Consider the following 15,955-nt stretch of genomic DNA (forward strand, 5'->3'; position numbering starts at 1 on the left):
GGGAGGGTTAGGGAGTTGTTGGGGAGGTAGTTGAAAACTTCTTATTAATCGAGGTGTTCCACGATCTGCGGGATGAGTCAAGTGGTGTAACCCATGGCTTAGTTATTGATGCTGCGTCTTCATCAGTGAGATGTTCTGTGGTAAAAGTGATGGCGCAATAATGGCTAATTCAATTGTCCAGGGAAGAAGGTGTCAGAATGCTTGAGCGCCTAAGGTTGGCCCAGAATATCCAGGAGGGTGTTCCTTTAACGCAGATAAAGTTTCGTGAGTCTCTAGAGATGTCTCTAGGGGTAAAGTGTTTGGCCTATCTTTTAATTGTTTTATTCAATAAATTTTTGATGCTAGATATAGCTGCAGTTTATATGTTTGATTTTCGTTATTTAATGCTCACAGATCAGTGCGATTTTGGGAGAGTCCTCTATGAAGTTTAATCTGGGTACCCATCTTTAATGATGAAAATATAGAGAGGCGCCTCTGCTCTGAAGGAGTTTCGTGCGAGCATTGCGGGAGTTTTTAGTGTGCAGTTTGTCGCGATAAGAAGCAAGAGGCGGCTCTCGTCTTTGAGTGATGAAAATATGGAATTCAAAAAAAGCAATTTGCACTATCGTGTTTTCTGAGGTTGTAACGATAAAAATAGCATGTTTTGCTGCTGATCTGGAAATGAGAAAAATTCACTGATTCGTTCTAAGTCTGGCGGGTGACCAGTTGGGGCGCTAGTCCATTATGCATTCAAGCTATGGGGGAGGAGTTTTCTTTAGTATGAAATGCTTGTAGTACTGCTGAATTCGGATATGTTGAATTTGTGCGAGTCGGGCCTTTCCACATGCACACACGATGTTAAGGTGTTGTTCTGCGGCCTTGGAACGTAAGATTTTTGTAGGGAAGGAGGTTTTTATGGACGCGGTGAGTTATCCACCTACAGTCAGGGCGGGCGCTAAAACGCTTATCGCGTTCGCTACGCGATGGGGTACAAAATTTGGCGGTATAAATAGCTTCAATATGGATTTGATTGGTGCGTTTGCTGCTGCTTGTTATGAGCAAGCAACTACCATTTGTGTAGTGCTAAGTGCCGATGAATACGATCGCGAGAGTGCGTTGAATGAACAGGTGTATTTAGTTTCTCTCGATCGCTCGGATCAAAAAGAGTTTTCATCAGATTTGGAAAGCGTTGCCTGGCATAAAATTCAAGGGTTAGAACTTAATTTTAATTGTGATGGCGCGGTATGGTTGGGGCATGATCGAATTACCGGAGCTATCGCAGTTGCAGCGGCAAAAAAGCGTGGGGGGCGATCTGCGCTGATTCATCATATGAGTTATAGTCGTTACGAATCGTTTGCTGAAAATAGCAAAACGGCTAAAGCAAAAGAAAATGAGCAATCTCAACTGTTTGAATGTGCCGATCTGGCAATGGCAGTTGGGCCTTTGTTGAGTGACTCATTGTCTGACATGCGAAGCGACCAAAATATTTTTACACTAATACCTGGATTGCCTGACATTCTTGTCAAGGGGGTGCCTAAAGTATTTAAAGGGTTTCTCAGTGGTCGGTTAAGTGAAGATGCTAGTCGAATAAAACAAGCTTATTTAGGCGTAGCCTCTTTCGCAGATTCAATTCGACAGTCCGATGAAAATCCTGGCCTGCCAAGTTTTTTGAGAGGAGAAAACGAGCCTATGCTTATTCTCCGAGGAGTGGATTTTGAGAACTCTCATGCTGAAATAAATATTGATGCAGAGAAAGAGCTTAAGTTGTTCGCTGAGCAGTATTCTGGTCGAGCGTTTAATTTGCAAGCACTGCCTTTTACAACCGATCGAGATGAGTTGTTTAACGATCTAAGAAGTGCGAGTGTTGCAATGATGCCATCTTGGCATGAAGGGTTTGGTTTAGTTGCCTGGGAGGCAATTGCAGCTGGAGTGCCGTTAATTGTTAGTAAAAAAAGTGGTGTGTATCGATTTCTGAAAAGCTTCAATGATGGGCTCTATATATCTTGTGTCACACCGATTGATATAGCAGGCAGTAGTACCGATCCATATTTTTTGCCCAAAGATGTTAATGAACTGGCGCAAGCTCTGATTAATATTGCCAAGGAGCCGCAAATTGCTCGCCAAAAAGCCGCTCGGTTACGAGAGGCACTTATTAGCGAGTATACATGGGCGGATTGTGCTAAGCAGATAGTTGGTTTCTTAGGCTGGGAGGTTGGTGAGCATTTATCGGAAATTAGTGCGATCTCGGAAGACGTTTCCTTGGTCTCTGAAGTCTCAGTAATTGGTTTTCTTGAGTTGCCTCGTCCGCGATGGAGTGCGACAGCTGGACTGAGTATTAGCCAACTCCTTCGGGCTGAAGAGGCAATAATACCATTCGATTCTAAGCGGGAACCTTTCTTAGCGTCTCAAATAGAGTGGGTTGAGTCTGATTATCCAATAGCAGTCCGTTTATTGACTGGCGCAGGTGGCGTTGGGAAAACCAGGCTGGCATTAGAGATGTGTCTAAAACTTACAAGGCAAGGCTGGAGTGCAGGATTCCTTACTAGTGAGTGCGGAGTTGAACAAAGTGAAAAATTTGTTCAGCAACTGATTAATTCCAGTCGGCCTTGTTGTGTAGTTATTGACTATGCCGAAACTCGTCAATCTGTTTTGTTGTCAATAATCACAGCCCTACTAAAAAAGCCGGTGGAAAAGAACGTACGAATATTGCTATTAGCTCGCGATGGTGGTGAGTGGTGGACTGCACTACCAGCGAAGGACGCAGTTTGTGAGGCATTACTGGAAGGAGATGCTAGTAGTGGCCCGTTCTTGCTACCTCAACTCCATGATAGCGAGCTTGAGCGGCAGCAAGCTTATTCAACAGCTTTGAAGATTTTTGCTGATATCACTGCCGGAGTCAAAGATCAGCATTTGCCGAATATGGAGGATGCGCACTTCGCTCGGCCACTATATATACAAATGGCAGCATTGATGGCGCTACGTGGAGAGCGACCTCGTTCGGCAGAGTCTCTTCAGCGAGCGGTTGTAAATCATGAGAAGCGTTACTGGGGGAAGGCTCTTTCGTTAGTTAGGGGGGACAGCGTTGAGTATGAAAGGCAGGCAGCTCTCTTAATGACTCTCGCAACTTTTTCGAATGGTATTGCCACTGAACGTAGTATTGAAAAGGCGTGGGTCGCTGCTGGAGAAAATAAGTCTCAGCTTCGTAGAGTCTTTACCTCGTTATCCTCACTTTACCCTGATCGACAAGGGCTTCAAGGGCTGCGTCCTGACCTGATTGGTGAGGCTTTAGTTGCTCAAAGTCTGCTGGCGCGCGATGGTGCGCAAATTATTGATATAGTTATTAGTGGCGAGAAGCGATTGCGTAGATCAAGTTTTACCGTTCTTGCTCGGTTGTTACGAAATCGCGCAGATTTATTTGCGTTGGTAGAAGGTGCACTCATAAGGCGATTTGTTCTTTGTATTGATGAGGTTATCGCTGTTTGCATTGAGACTCCTAGTCCCTTGCCTGAAATATTTCAAAGTGCATATGAGAAATTATCAAAGCCTCAGAAGCTACAGGCAGCGGGGATTTTGGAGAAACGACTGCATCATGAGGTTCTGCAGTTGACCACCTTGGATGTGCTTGTTTCGAAGACTATTACAGAGAAAAAAGCAGAGCACGCAAAAAAAAGAAATAAAGAAGAGGATGTTGTTGGTTATGGGAGGGCGCTGAATAATTTGGCTGTTGCCCTTATTCGTGATGGAAAAAGCGATGAGGCTTTGATTTATGCTCGCCAGTCCGTTGAGGTGTATCGACAATTTAAGAATTCTAAGACTTCCTTTTTTAAGTCCTGCTTTGCCGGTTCTTTGCTGACTTACGCAAATCGACTCGATGAGCTAGGGGAGAGTGACGAAGCCCTGAGTGTTGTTCTTGAATCTATTGACATATACAGAAGCTTGAATAAAGAGGAAGCTGATTCTTACAATCTCGAACTTGCCTCAACTATAAACAGTTATGCAAATTTTCTAGATGGTTTAGGGCGCACGGATGAAGCGGTTATTGCTGTAAAAGAATCTTTGGATATTTATGATGGCTTGGTGCCAGATTCTTCCAGCGGTGTGAGAGAGAGCATGACATCAGCCCTAAATAATTATGCGAATTACTTAGATGCGGAAGGTCGAACTGAAGAGGCTTCTGCGATAGCTAGAAGAAATATGGATATCTCTAGAGAGTTGGCGGCAACTAATCCTAATCGGTTTCAGTCGAAGTATGCAATAGCTCTATATAACTATTCTGAATACTTATCGATTCAGGGAAATATTTCAGAGGCTCTTAGTTCGTGTGAGCAGGCATTAAATATTTATCGAGACTTAGCTAAGGTGAAGCCTAACAGGTTCGAGGCTAACATTGCGAGAGGGCTCAGGGGGTATGCGGATCGTTTATACGATGCAGGCCGATTCGACGATGCCTTGACTGAGTATGAGACGTCTTTATCAGTTTGTCGTAGTTTTTTTGATTTGACTCCTTTGAAGTATAAGACGGAGCTGGCATTCTCTCTCATAGGGTATTCACATGGCCTAGCTAATTGCGGCAAGATCAATGACGCACTTGCCGCTACGCAAAATGCTGTGTTAGTGCTTGGTGATCTAGTTGAAATTAACCCGGGATACTACCTGCCTGAGCTAGAAAAATGCAAGATAGAGATATTGCTTTGGAAGTGGTTGATTTCTGGTCAATATATAGCAGAGGAGATAGAGCGTGAATTGCCTGTAATTATAAATGTTAACGAGCGGAGAAGTGTTGAGTTTCGACGGGCTTGGTTGTTGGCATGCCTGTGCGAAGACTTGGAATTAATTTTGGTTGCGCTCAATTGTTTTTCTTTGTTGAATAGTACTCAGCAGCGAGCTGATAATGAAAAAGCGTTTATTTTGATTGAGATTTTTCGGCGTTTGCATGGCGATGATGCAGTACCCAAGAAGTTTCAGGAGATGTCAGGTTTTTACCGAGAAAAAACTAAGGGTGTCTTTCCTCTTTGGGTGTTTGAAATGGCTAGAGCTTACGGATTTACAATATAAACTTGTGATTTTGTTTTTTGTGGGGGTAGTGCTTTGCTATATGGTTTTGTGTGAGGGGTATATTCTAAGAGCGTAGAAAAACGCAGAGCTGGCGTCAGGAGCGACGGTGAAGAGCATGGTTGAATCGTTAACCATCGTTAAGTTCCTTACCTGATGCCACCACCCCATCGCTACTAAACAAAAGGGAGGCAGCTGTACGCAGGTTAGTAGACCGGTGGAACCTAACAAAACCGGCGCGCCCGAGGGCGCCCTGCGCACAGCCACCATCAAGCTCAGACGGGAACGCCTGACAGATGAAACTCGTGCAATTGTTAGGTTGAACCGTGGGCTACTAAACCCGATCACCGAGAAATTCAGCGACCGCGCAACCTTAGATTCGACCACCCCAGCACACAAGCCGGCGGATTCTGACGCAGGCGTAGGCAACGGAGCAAGGTGCCGGATGGCTTTGGGACTTATCCTGGCTTCAACTGCGCAAATGCGTGGCGCAGCGGCTGAGTTTTTGCGCCATTGCTGTAGGTATTGATCGGGTTTCCTGTAGCCCCTTTCTGAATTTCAATCCCGCTTCCCAATCCCCGTCCAATCAGAAAACGCCGCTTTTATATTCCGACCTCTTCGTTATTTCGAGGTTGGAATTGCGCCATGTTAAAGACCCATATCAACCCGCGACTCAGTGACCACGCGAGCCTCAAGGCCAGGTACCTCAGCGGGGCATCGCCGATGGCCGTGCGCAAGTTCGATGCGCTGAACGCGCACTTGCCCCGGCTTTTTGTCGACGCTGGCCACATGATCATCGTGCCGAGCAATACAACCCTGGAAAGCACCGCCGAAGAGGCTTGGATGATGCAGGAGGCGCAAAGGATCAGTCGTGCGCTGGAGCTTGACCCGTACGTGGTGGAGATCACCGCCGGTGAATACGATTTGCTGCAAAGCGTATTGGGTTACACCTCGTTGGGCATCGGCAGTGCGGCGTCGGCCTGGAGTACGCACCTGAAGGATGTGCGCCACACCATGGAGCAGATTCAGCAGGCTTATGCGCGGTACAAAAGTGGCGGGGTGGACCGGGAGACGTTTTTTCGGCAGCGCGAAGGGTTGTTGAAACAGTTGAATAACCAGCTTCAGGGCGCGGCGCGGTTGGGCACGGGGTTGCGCGGTGGTAGTTCGTTGAAGTGGATTTTGGGGATCTCTACCAAGCGCTTTTTGGATAAAGGGGAGATCAGGGGTTATGTGGAGCGTCTTGAGCGTATGGCGGGCGTGGCGCGGCATTTGCGCAAGGGGACGTATATCGGGTTGGCGTTGGATATGACGGTGGCGGGGTTGGAGGTGAAGGAGGCGTGTACGTTGGGGCGGGAGGAGCAGTGTCGCAAGGCGCAGTTTGTGGAAGGGGGCAGATTAACCGCTGGAGTTGCCGGCGCAGCTGCCGGTGGCGCGATCGGCGGTCGGGTTGGGCCAGCGTTGTGTCGCCTCTTTTTGGGCATTGCTACCCGAGGGGCTGGGGCACTGACTTGCGGAGTAATAGGTGGTGCAGCCGGCGGATATTCGGGAGGGAAGGTAATCGGCGGCTTTGGCGCAGATTTCGGCGACGCGTTGTATGTGGGTGATGATTTATGGATATAGCGGGCTACCGATTCATCACCATCCTCGTCTGCGTCGAGATCATCATCGGCTGTGCGCTGCTGCTGTATTCGCATTACTTCAAGCTTGAAAAGCTGCAAAAGTATTTCGAGAACAATGAAGTGGTTCAACACAATAATCGTGTTTGGTCGGGCAATCGGCCCATGGATAGGGCGATGCGGATGGGGCCCATTTCGCTGTTCCTGACTTTTCCAAAAAGTTATATCCGGTTAGGCGATGTCAGCGCAGAAGAGATCGCCTCCGTTCCGCTATCCCTAAAGCGCTGGGCGACTTGGCCGGATTATTTTGTGATCCAGGCCTTTGTGTGGGTGGGCATTCGGTACGTTCTATACGAGTTTTAATAACAACGTTCGCAACCGTGCTGTACATGGGTGTCGACTTATGGATCTGACAGGCGAAAAACTCATCATATTGCTCATTGGTGTTGAGTTTCTGATTGCGATCCCATTGGTGCTGTACGCGGATTACGTGAAGCTTCCAGAGCTGGAAAAGTACTTTGAAGGCAACGAAATCGTCCAGCTCAACAAAGTACGTTGGCCCAGCAAATTGCCGATGCATAGAGCGTTCCGTATGGGGCAGATTTCTAACTTTCTGTCGCTTTCCAAACGCTATATCCGCTTAGGGGATGTGACCGAAGCGGAGGTTGCCTCCGTTCCACTCTCCCTCAAGCGTTGGGCGACGTGGCCGTATTACTTTTTGTACCAGATGTTTATGTGCATGGGGCTTCACTACGTCTTGTACAAACTGTGAAGGCCGGTGGAGCCTAAGGCGCGGTGGGGCCTGCGCACAGCCACCATCAAGCACAGGCAGGAAGGTCTGACAGATGAGGCTCATGCAGTTGTCAGGTTATTCGGCCGGGAAAGGTTTGGGTGTTGTTGGCGAAGAACTGTATTTAGGTGTTGATCTATGGATTTAGCCGGCTACAGGTTCATCACGTGGCTTGTGGGCGTTGAGTCGCTCATTGGTGTGGCGTTGCTGCTGTACACGCACTATTTCAAGCTTGAAATGCTGGAGAAGTATTTTGAGGACAATGAAATTGTTCAACTGAACAAGCAACGTTGGCCGGGCAATCGGCCGATGGATAAAGCACTGCGCATGGGGCAGATTTCCTGCTTTTTGACGTTTCAAAAAAGTTATATCCGGTTAGGCGATGTGAGCGAAAAGGAGGTTGCGTCAGTTCCGCTCTCCCTCAAGCGCTGGGTGATATGGCCGGAGCTTTTTTGGCTTCAAATATTTATGTGGATGGGGCTCCGTTACGTTCTATACACGCTGTAAAAACAACCGTGCCACTCACAGTGGCACGGCTGGCAACCCAGCTAACCGCAAAAACCTAAACCGTCACCACTATCTTGCCGATTTGCTGATTCGCCTCCAAAAACCGATGCGCCTCCTGCACCTCATCCAACCCAAACGTCTTGGCAATCACCGGCGCCAACGCCCCCGAAGCCAGCCCATCCACAATAAACGCTTTGGCCCGCGCCAACGCGGCCGGGTCCGCCACGATCTCCGCGTACAAGTACCCCTTCAGCGTCAAACATTTGCCCAACACCGTAAACAACGGAAACGGCGTCGGCTCCGAACTCAGCGCGCCGTACTCCAGCAATATCCCGCCCTGGGCCATGCTCTGGGTGAGTGCCTCGAAGCCCGGCCCGCCAATCGGGTCGAACACCACGCGGGCGCCTTGGCCGTTGGTGAGTGCCATCACGCGTTCCACCAGGTCTTCTTCATCGCTGACGATTACGTGCGCGGCGCCGGCTTCCAGCAACGCCTGTTTTTTCGCGCGGGTGCGGGTCACGGCGATGGCGGTGGCGCCGACGCTGCGGGCGATCTGGAAGGCGGCGAGGCCGACGCTGCTGGAGGCGGCGGTGACCAATACGAAGTCGCCTTGGGTCAGTTTGGCCTGCTCCACCAGGGCGCCCCAGGCGGTGACGTATTGCATCCACGACGCGGCGGCTTGGACGAAGCTGAGGTTTTGCGGGTGTTTGACGGTGAGGTAGGCGGGCACGTTGGCCACTTCGCCGTAGGTGCCCCAGCGGGCGATATCGAGCGGCGGGATGACGCTGACGGCATCGCCCACCTGGAAGTCGCGGACGTCGGCGCCGACGGCGCTCACCACGCCCGCCGCTTCATAGCCCAGGCGGCTGGGGAATTCGGCTTCTTGCAGGTAGGCGTGGTTGCGGAACATCACTTCGGCGCGGTTCAGGCCAAAGGCCTTGACCTGGATTTGCACTTCATCGGCTGCTGGCGCCGGGACGTCGATGTTTTCCAGTTGCAAGACGCTTGCGTCGCCGTAGGCGTGAATCCTGACAATGCGGGCCATGGGGTTGATCCTCGGTGTTTATCAATGTGGTGTTCAATTTAGGCGTGGGACGGCGCGGGATAAAGGCCTAGGATGGCGCAACACTAGAAACAATGGGTTTCCAATGGATCGTCTTACCTTGATGGCTACGTTCGTCAAAGCCGTGGAGTTGGGTTCGTTCAGTGCGGTGGCGGATGAGCTGAACCTGTCGCCGCAACTGATCGGCAAGCAGGTGAAGATGCTGGAGCAGCACTTGGGCGTGTCGCTGCTGCACCGCACCACGCGCAAGCAGAGCCTGACCGACTTTGGCCGCACCTTCTATCAACGTGCCAAGCTGATCCTGGCAGATATGGACGCCGCCGAAGAAATGGCCGCCGTAACCCGTGGCGTACCCAGCGGGCGCTTGCGCATCAACGCGCCGGTGACATTTGGCGTGAGTACGTTGGCCCCGCGTTTGCTGGAGTACATGGTCAAATTTCCCCAGGTGGCGGTGGACCTGACCTTGTCCAATGAGCTGGTCGATTTGGTGGAGGACGGCTACGACGTGGTTTTCCGCATCGGCGAATTGGCTGACAGCGGCTTGAAGGCCTTGCCCCTCAAGCCCTATCAGATGGTGCTCTGCGCGGCGCCGGCCTACTTGGCCAGACGCCCAGCGATCAGCAGCCCATGGGATTTGCAGGAACATGAATGCCTGGCGTTTGCCTATTCGGATGGGCGCTCACACCTGCACTTCGAAGGGCCGCAGGGCCGGGTCGAGGTGCCGATTACAAGCCGTTTGACGATTAATCAGGGTGACCCGCTGCTGTCGGCGGCGGTGGCCGGGTTGGGCGTGGTGTTGTTGCCCCAGGAACTGGTGCATGACGCGCTGCGCAAAGGCACCTTGCTGGCGTTGCTGCCGGACTACAACGTGCCGGCTTCGCCGATGAACCTGCTGTATGCGGCGGATCGACGGGTGACGCCGAAGGTGCGCAGTTTTGTCGATTTTGTGAAAGGCGCGTTTGGCCGGGATCTCATGAAAACAGCCCCTTGAGGCCTATATCGGTCTACCATGCGACCCCCGGCAGCGGTTCCACGTGCTACCGATCCTTCTTTTAAAGGTACCGCCCATGTCCATCGACCAAATCAGCCTGCCCAAAGGTGTCGGCCCCCACGCCAGCAAACTGCTGGACGCCATCACCGGCGCTTCCACCCATGAAGAACTCAACCGCGCGGGCGGCAAGGCCGAAGGGTTTGTGCTCGGCCTGGAATCGACCAAGGCCATCAAAAGCCAGATCGCCGAGGCGTTGTACGTGGCGTATGACGATGCGGCGGCGCATCGGGCCAGTGAGTTGAAGGGCTAGTTCATCTTCTAGGTTGCAAAGGAGTGCACATGACATTGACCGTCGAAACCCTGCTCGACCTGGCCATGGCCAACCCCATCAACGCCGAGATCACTGCGCGCCTGCCGGCCCTCGGCCTGGACCAGTGTTTTCTCACCGCAGGCTGCCTGTTCCAGGCGGTGTGGAATCACCAGTCGAACCTGCCTGCTGCCCAGGGTGTAAAGGACTACGACGTTTTCTACTTCGACACAGACCTGTCCTACGAAGCCGAGGATGCCGTGATTCGCGCGGCTGAGGGGTTGTTTCAAGATCTGGGCGTCAACGTTGAAGTGAAGAATCAGGCGCGGGTGCACCTTTGGTATGGCCAGCGGTTTGGCCGGCCTTATCCGCAATTGCACACGGCAAAAGACGGGATCGACCGCTACCTGGTGGCGGGCACCTGCATCGGCCTGGAAGTGGCGACGGGCGAGGTGTATGTGCCGTATGGCTTGGCGGATGTGGAGCAGGGTGTGCTGCGCATCAACCCGTTGCACCCGGAGCCGGAATTGTTTGCGCACAAGGCCAGGAGTTATCAGGAGCGGTGGCCTTGGCTCAGGATTGTGGGGGCTACTTGACACGGGGGCGATGCGGGTAGGGTGTTCGGCAGGGAGTGCGCGGTGATCCCTTCGCAGCCTCGCTAAAGCTCGACAACTCCCACATTTTGACGGGTGAACACCGTTAAATGTGGGAGCTGGCTTGCCTGCGATGACGCCAGCCCAGGCAACCTCAAAACCCGCCTCCAAACCCAATCGGCAATGAACTTTTACCCGCCCACCCCCCGTCCAAGTTGAAACGCCCAGCCAAGGACCGACCATGACCTTCTTCATCTTCCTGCTCGCCTGCGCCGCCGCCGCCAGTACCGGCATGCTCTTCAAACCCGGCGCCTGGTACGAATCCCTGGTCAAACCTAGCTTCACCCCGCCCAACTGGTTGTTCCCAGTGGCATGGACGCTGATCTACCTGCTGCTGGCCTGGGCCGGTTACCGCCTCAGCCTGATCCCGGACAGCCAAGTGGTGCTGGCGCTGTGGGCGGCGCAGATTGCCTTGAACACGTTGTGGACGCCGGTGTTCTTCGGCGCCCATCGCATCCTCGCGGGGATGGTGATTCTGGCGGTGCTGTGGCTGACCGTGGCGGCGATGGTGGTGTTGGCGGTACGCCTGGATCTGATCACCGGGTTGATCCTGTTCCCGTACCTGGCGTGGCTGTGTGTGGCGGCGGCGTTGAATTTCTCCATTTTGAGAAATAACCGCTGATGACTCACAACCTCTGGCCCGCCAGCGAAACCGAACTGGCCGAGATGCGCCGCTTCAACAGGAAGCTCGCCTGGTTGCCGCGCTTCAAGATCCGCAATCGCGTGACGCCGCGTGTGATCCAGGCGTTGCTGTGTGCCGGTCAACGGTTAAAACGCGCCCCTGCGGCTGAAACCCGGCACGCTGGCTCGGTGCCGGTGCGCATCCTGCGTCCCAGCGGCAAACCCAAGGGCGTGGTGCTGGATATCCACGGCGGCGGTTGGGTGATCGGCAATGCGCAGATGGATGACGCGCTCAACCTGGGCATGGTCAACGCCTGCGACGTGGCGGTGGTGTCGGTGGATTATCGGCTGGCGGTCGATACACCGGTGCAAGGCGTGATGGACGATTGCCTCACGGCCGCGCGTTGGTTGCTGACCGCCGATGAGTTTGCGGGCCTGCCGGTGATCATCGTTGGCGAGTCGGCCGGCGGGCACCTGGCGGCGGCGACGTTGCTGGCGTTGAAGGATTGGCCGGAACTGCTCGCGCGGGTCAGCGGCGCGCTGCTGTATTACGGCGTCTATGACCTCGCTGGCACGCCCAGCGTACGCGCCGCAGGCCCAGGCACGTTATTGCTGGACGGGCCCGGCATGGTCGAAGCGCTGCGCCTGCTCACGCCGGGGCTGAGTGACGACGAGCGTCGGCAGGCGCCGTTGTCACCGCTGTATGGCGACTTCACCGGCTTGCCGCCGGCGTTGATGTTTGTGGGGGAATTGGACCCGCTCAAGGACGACACGCTGTTGATTGCTGAGCGATGGCCTGGCGCGCAGGTGCACCTGGTGCCGGAGGCGGCCCATGGGTTTATTCATTTTCCGGTGGGGATGGCGGGTAAGGTGTTGGCCTATGGCCGCCAGTGGATAGTGGGCAAGACGTCCCTTGAAGACCCTTTCAGCATCCGCCCGGTTGCAGCGGATGATGTTTCACAGGTGCTGGCCTTTGTACAACAGGCCCGCGCCGAGATGTTTCCCAAGCTCAGCGATGCCGGTGTGCCGAATGATCTGGCGCAATTTGAGGCGACCTACCTTCAAGGTGACGGGCGCTTTCTGATTGCCTGTCATGACGGTCAAATCGTTGCGGCTATCGGCTACCTGCCGTATGACAACCGCTTCTCCCAGCTCGATTACCTGGGCCGCAAGACGGTGGAAGTGGTGCGCTTGTTTGTGCTGCCGGCGTTTCGGCGCTTTGGCTTGGCGGGGGCGTTGTATCGCGCACTGGAGGCAACGGCGCAGGCGGAGGGGGTGGAGGTGATGTACCTGCATACCCATCCGTTTTTGCCGGGGGCGATTGATTTTTGGCTTCGGCAGGGGTTTGAAGTGGTGGATGTGAAAGACGATTCTGTATGGCAGACGACCCATATGCAGCGAACACCCCAGATCTAACGTGGGAATGATCATGTGGGAGCTGGCTTGCCTGCGATGGCGGTCTGTCAGTTAAAGAAATGCAAGCTGACCCACCGCTATCGCAGGCAAGCCAGCTCCCACAGTTGAATTGTGGTGTTTGGGTGGCCGTGTTCAAGCCTTCAGTTCGAGCGCAGCCTCAGTATCTGCGCACCATCAAACGGGTCCGTCAGGTAATGCGCCTGCACCCCGAACGTCTCCTGCAACCGCTGCGGCGTCAGCACCTCCAACGGCTTACCCAGCGCCACCAACCGCCCGCGATCCAGCACGGCCAAGCGGTCACAGGTCAGCGCCTGGTTCAGGTCATGCAGGGCAATCAACGTCGTCACCGGCAGTGCTTGCACGCCCTTCAAAATGCCAAGCTGATGCTGGATATCCAGGTGGTTGGTCGGTTCATCCAGCAACAAGATCTGCGGCCGCTGTGCCAAGGCGCGGGCGATGTGCACGCGTTGGCGTTCGCCGCCGGAGAGGCTGCGCCACGCGCGTTGGCTCAGGTGGGTGGCGTCCACGTCGTGCAGGGCCTGGCGCACGATGCTGGCGTCGTCGACGGACCACGGGCTCAGCGCCGACAGCCACGGCGTGCGGCCCAGGGCCACGGCGTCGAACACGCGGATGGCGTCGTCGGTGTCGGCTTGTTGCTCCACCACCGCCAGTTGCTGCGCAATCACGCGGCGGGATAACTGCCCCAGGCGCTGGCCGCCCAGCCACACCTCACCGGACGCCGGTGTACGCAACCCGGCCAGCAACTTGAGCAAGGTGGATTTGCCAGAGCCGTTCGGCCCGACAATGCCGAGGGTTTCCCCCAGCGCGACGTCCAGATGAATATCGCGCAGCAATTCGGCGTCACGTACCTTGAAGCCCAGGCCGCGGCAACTGAGCACGCTCATCGTGCGTTCCTCCGCCCGATCAAAATCAGCGCAAACACCGGCGCGCCGACCAATGCGGTGACCACACCGACGGGAATCACCTGACCCTTGATCAAGGTGCGCGACAACACATCCGCCGCAATCAAGAACAACGCACCGCCCAGCGCGCTGGCCGGCAGCAAGCGCGAATGCCCGGTGCCCAGCAACAGGCGCACCGCGTGGGGAATCACCAGCCCGACAAAGCCGATGGAGCCAACAATCGACACCATCACCGCCGTCACCAGCGCCGCGCAGCCCACCAGCACAAACTGCACGCGCCGCACCGGGATGCCGAGGGACGCCGCCGAGTCGCTGCCAAAGGTGAACGCATCCAGCGCGCGACGGTGCCACAGGCACACCGCCAAGCCCACGAGCGCCACCGGCACGGCCAGCCATACCGACGGCCAGCGCACGCCGCTGAGGTTGCCCAGCAGCCAGAACATGATGCCGCGCGCCTGTTCGGAGCTGGCGGATTTGGTGATGAGGAAGGCGGTCAGCGCATTGAACAGCTGTGAGCCGGCAATGCCGGCGAGGATGATCTGCCCGGTGCCGCTGGACGAACCGCTGGCCCGCGCGAGCAAAATCACCAGGGCGAACGCGGCCATGGCGCCGACAAATGCGCCTGCCGACAACGAAATCAAGCCACCACCCACGCCGATCAACGCCACCAATACCGCACCGGTCGAGGCGCCAGCGCTGATGCCCAGCAGGTACGGGTCGGCCAATGGGTTGCGCAGCAGCGACTGCAAAATCACCCCGCAGGTCGCCAGCCCGGCACCGCACGCGGCGGCAACCAGGGCGCGGGTCAGGCGGTAGTTCCACACCACGCCTTCGTCGATGGGGTCCAGCACGTAGCCGGCGCCCCACAGTTTATTGGCCAGCACCTGGAGCACGACCTGCGGCGAGATGGCGGTTTCGCCGATGGCCACGCCGGCGAGTACGGCGAGCAACAGCAGGGCCAGGGCGATCAGAGGACGGATCATTTCGGCAAGTCGTAGCCGTCGATGGCCGTGGCCAGTTGTTCCAGGCCATCGAACATGCGGATGCTCGCCTGCAACGCCAGGGCGTCGAGGATGATGATGCGGTTGTTTTTCACCGCGTCCATATTGCGCGTGACCGGGTCGCTGCGCAGGAAGGCGAGTTTCTTTTCATGGTCGTCGGCGGGGTAGCGGCGACGGTCCATGCGGGCGATGACGAGGAAGGTCGGGTTGGCCTTGGCGATGGTTTCCCAGCCAACGGCGGGCCATTCCTCATCGGACTGCACCACGTTATGCAAACCGAGGGTTTGCAGCATGAATTCGGGGATGCCCTTGTGGCCGGCCACGTACGGATCGCTGGCCATCTCGGCGCTGGAGAACCACACCAGCGCGCTGGCCTGCTTGAGGCCCTTGCTCTGCACGGTGGCGACGGACTTGGCCAGGCGTGCCTTGAGTTCGTCGTTCAGTTGTTGGCCGCGATCCTGTACGTCGAAAATCGCCGCCAACTGGCTGATGCTTTTATAGATGGTGTCGATGCGGAACGGCTCCAGCCGCGTGCCGTCGGCGCCCACCAGGTTGTCTTTGCCTTCGCAGTCGGAAGGCAGCAGGTAGGTGGGGATTTTCAGCTCGTGAAACTGCTCGCGGGTGCCCACCACGCCTTGCGCACCGACCACCCATTCCAGTTCGGCGGCCACCAGTTGCGGGCGCTTGGCGATCACTGCTTCGAAGCTCGGCTCGTTATTGGCCAGGCGCTCGATGCCGTCGTTCAATGACTTGAACTGCGGCAATACGTTGTTGAACCACAGCGACGTGCCGACCACTTTATCGCCCACGCCCAAGGCGTAGAGCATCTCGGTGGCGGCCTGGCCGATGGTCACGCTGCGCGCCGGGGCTTGTTGGAAGGTGAGGGTGCTGCCGCAGTTTTCCAGCGTCAGCGGGTAGTGGGTCGGCGCGGCGTGGGCCAGGGCACAGAAACCCAGGCCGGTGAGCAGGGCGGTAACGCGTGGCAGCATGGGGCAATCTCCGTTTGGACCGTACAGTGGACTGGGGAGGTACGGTA

General features: G+C 55.3%; 14 protein-coding genes and 1 pseudogene. 11 read left to right on the forward strand and 4 right to left on the reverse strand.

Translation table 11 applies throughout. From position 1 onward, the window contains the following. Positions 1 to 894: 894 nt before the first annotated feature. The 5 genes from J1G37_RS27610 to J1G37_RS27630 all read left to right on the forward strand — a co-directional run bounded on the left by J1G37_RS27610 (position 895) and on the right by J1G37_RS27630 (position 7,944). Positions 895 to 5,034, forward strand: coding sequence for a tetratricopeptide repeat protein (locus J1G37_RS27610; RefSeq protein ID WP_207046809.1), 4,140 nt, complete (start codon positions 895 to 897; stop codon positions 5,032 to 5,034). 720 nt (positions 5,035 to 5,754) lie between these two features. After that, the gene (locus J1G37_RS27615; protein WP_242551775.1) at positions 5,755 to 6,651 is read left to right on the forward strand and encodes a hypothetical protein; all 897 of its coding nucleotides are present in this window, start codon (positions 5,755 to 5,757) and stop codon (positions 6,649 to 6,651) included. Then, the gene (locus J1G37_RS27620; RefSeq protein ID WP_207046813.1) at positions 6,642 to 7,010 is read left to right on the forward strand and encodes a hypothetical protein; all 369 of its coding nucleotides are present in this window, start codon (positions 6,642 to 6,644) and stop codon (positions 7,008 to 7,010) included. The genes J1G37_RS27615 and J1G37_RS27620 overlap by 10 nt, the downstream gene beginning before the upstream one ends. A gap of 40 nt (positions 7,011 to 7,050) precedes the next feature. Further along, positions 7,051 to 7,419: a hypothetical protein gene (locus J1G37_RS27625; RefSeq protein WP_207046815.1), complete on the forward strand. Its 369-nt coding sequence runs from the start codon at positions 7,051 to 7,053 to the stop codon at positions 7,417 to 7,419. A gap of 156 nt (positions 7,420 to 7,575) precedes the next feature. Continuing rightward, on the forward strand, positions 7,576 to 7,944 hold the full coding sequence (locus J1G37_RS27630; protein WP_207046817.1) for a hypothetical protein: 369 nt from the start codon (positions 7,576 to 7,578) through the stop codon (positions 7,942 to 7,944). A 55-nt stretch (positions 7,945 to 7,999) separates the two neighbouring features. On the opposite strand, the gene J1G37_RS27635 is transcribed toward J1G37_RS27630, so the two are convergent. Next, complete coding sequence (locus J1G37_RS27635) at positions 8,000 to 8,989, reverse strand: zinc-dependent alcohol dehydrogenase family protein (protein WP_207046819.1); 990 nt, start codon at positions 8,987 to 8,989, stop codon at positions 8,000 to 8,002. Between the two features lie 103 nt (positions 8,990 to 9,092). Here J1G37_RS27635 and J1G37_RS27640 point away from each other — a divergent pair, with 103 nt between their 5' ends. The 6 genes and pseudogenes from J1G37_RS27640 to J1G37_RS29100 all read left to right on the forward strand — a co-directional run bounded on the left by J1G37_RS27640 (position 9,093) and on the right by J1G37_RS29100 (position 12,995). Continuing rightward, a complete protein-coding gene (locus J1G37_RS27640) occupies positions 9,093 to 9,998 on the forward strand; it encodes a LysR family transcriptional regulator (protein ID WP_207046821.1) in 906 nt (301 codons plus the stop codon). 76 nt (positions 9,999 to 10,074) lie between these two features. Continuing rightward, the gene (locus J1G37_RS27645) at positions 10,075 to 10,308 is read left to right on the forward strand and encodes a hypothetical protein (RefSeq protein ID WP_017737886.1); all 234 of its coding nucleotides are present in this window, start codon (positions 10,075 to 10,077) and stop codon (positions 10,306 to 10,308) included. 29 nt (positions 10,309 to 10,337) lie between these two features. Then, positions 10,338 to 10,901, forward strand: coding sequence for a nucleotidyltransferase family protein (locus tag J1G37_RS27650; protein ID WP_207046823.1), 564 nt, complete (start codon positions 10,338 to 10,340; stop codon positions 10,899 to 10,901). A gap of 238 nt (positions 10,902 to 11,139) precedes the next feature. Beyond that, the gene (locus J1G37_RS27655) at positions 11,140 to 11,580 is read left to right on the forward strand and encodes a TspO/MBR family protein (RefSeq protein ID WP_207046825.1); all 441 of its coding nucleotides are present in this window, start codon (positions 11,140 to 11,142) and stop codon (positions 11,578 to 11,580) included. Continuing rightward, positions 11,580 to 12,476: pseudogene (locus tag J1G37_RS27660) on the forward strand (alpha/beta hydrolase fold domain-containing protein); the annotation flags it as partial. The gene J1G37_RS27655 and the pseudogene J1G37_RS27660, both read left to right, overlap by 1 nt. Then, positions 12,477 to 12,995, forward strand: a complete 519-nt coding sequence (locus J1G37_RS29100; RefSeq protein ID WP_347402356.1) for a GNAT family N-acetyltransferase — start codon at positions 12,477 to 12,479, stop codon at positions 12,993 to 12,995. Between the two features lie 140 nt (positions 12,996 to 13,135). Here the strand turns inward: J1G37_RS29100 and J1G37_RS27665 are convergent, their stop codons facing one another. Genes J1G37_RS27665 through J1G37_RS27675 form a run of 3 tightly spaced genes read right to left on the reverse strand, consistent with a single transcriptional unit; the run spans position 13,136 to position 15,908 of the window. Beyond that, entirely contained in the window at positions 13,136 to 13,900 is a 765-nt protein-coding gene (locus tag J1G37_RS27665) for an ABC transporter ATP-binding protein (RefSeq protein WP_207046828.1), read from the reverse strand. Further along, positions 13,897 to 14,901, reverse strand: a complete 1,005-nt coding sequence (locus J1G37_RS27670; protein ID WP_207046830.1) for an iron ABC transporter permease — start codon at positions 14,899 to 14,901, stop codon at positions 13,897 to 13,899. Before J1G37_RS27670 ends, J1G37_RS27665 begins: the two co-directional genes overlap by 4 nt. Beyond that, complete coding sequence (locus J1G37_RS27675) at positions 14,898 to 15,908, reverse strand: ABC transporter substrate-binding protein (protein WP_207046832.1); 1,011 nt, start codon at positions 15,906 to 15,908, stop codon at positions 14,898 to 14,900. Before J1G37_RS27675 ends, J1G37_RS27670 begins: the two co-directional genes overlap by 4 nt. Positions 15,909 to 15,955 lie beyond the last annotated feature (47 nt).

Source organism: Pseudomonas sp. Marseille-Q1929, assembly GCF_017316265.1.
Taxonomy (GTDB): Bacteria; Pseudomonadota; Gammaproteobacteria; order Pseudomonadales; family Pseudomonadaceae; genus Aquipseudomonas.

What these genes read in the sequence shown, in the direction of transcription:
- J1G37_RS27640 (WP_207046821.1), top strand. Translation starts at nt 9,093, where the DNA reads ATGGATCGTCTTACCTTGATGGCTACGTTCGTCAAAGCCGTGGAGTTG.
- J1G37_RS27670 (WP_207046830.1), bottom strand. Translation starts at nt 14,901, where the DNA reads ATGATCCGTCCTCTGATCGCCCTGGCCCTGCTGTTGCTCGCCGTACTC.
- J1G37_RS27625 (WP_207046815.1), top strand. Translation starts at nt 7,051, where the DNA reads ATGGATCTGACAGGCGAAAAACTCATCATATTGCTCATTGGTGTTGAG.
- J1G37_RS27655 (WP_207046825.1), top strand. Translation starts at nt 11,140, where the DNA reads ATGACCTTCTTCATCTTCCTGCTCGCCTGCGCCGCCGCCGCCAGTACC.
- J1G37_RS27635 (WP_207046819.1), bottom strand. Translation starts at nt 8,989, where the DNA reads ATGGCCCGCATTGTCAGGATTCACGCCTACGGCGACGCAAGCGTCTTG.
- J1G37_RS27675 (WP_207046832.1), bottom strand. Translation starts at nt 15,908, where the DNA reads ATGCTGCCACGCGTTACCGCCCTGCTCACCGGCCTGGGTTTCTGTGCC.
- J1G37_RS27650 (WP_207046823.1), top strand. Translation starts at nt 10,338, where the DNA reads ATGACATTGACCGTCGAAACCCTGCTCGACCTGGCCATGGCCAACCCC.
- J1G37_RS27630 (WP_207046817.1), top strand. Translation starts at nt 7,576, where the DNA reads ATGGATTTAGCCGGCTACAGGTTCATCACGTGGCTTGTGGGCGTTGAG.
- J1G37_RS27615 (WP_242551775.1), top strand. Translation starts at nt 5,755, where the DNA reads ATGGCCGTGCGCAAGTTCGATGCGCTGAACGCGCACTTGCCCCGGCTT.
- J1G37_RS27665 (WP_207046828.1), bottom strand. Translation starts at nt 13,900, where the DNA reads ATGAGCGTGCTCAGTTGCCGCGGCCTGGGCTTCAAGGTACGTGACGCC.
- J1G37_RS27645 (WP_017737886.1), top strand. Translation starts at nt 10,075, where the DNA reads ATGTCCATCGACCAAATCAGCCTGCCCAAAGGTGTCGGCCCCCACGCC.
- J1G37_RS27620 (WP_207046813.1), top strand. Translation starts at nt 6,642, where the DNA reads ATGGATATAGCGGGCTACCGATTCATCACCATCCTCGTCTGCGTCGAG.
- J1G37_RS27610 (WP_207046809.1), top strand. Translation starts at nt 895, where the DNA reads ATGGACGCGGTGAGTTATCCACCTACAGTCAGGGCGGGCGCTAAAACG.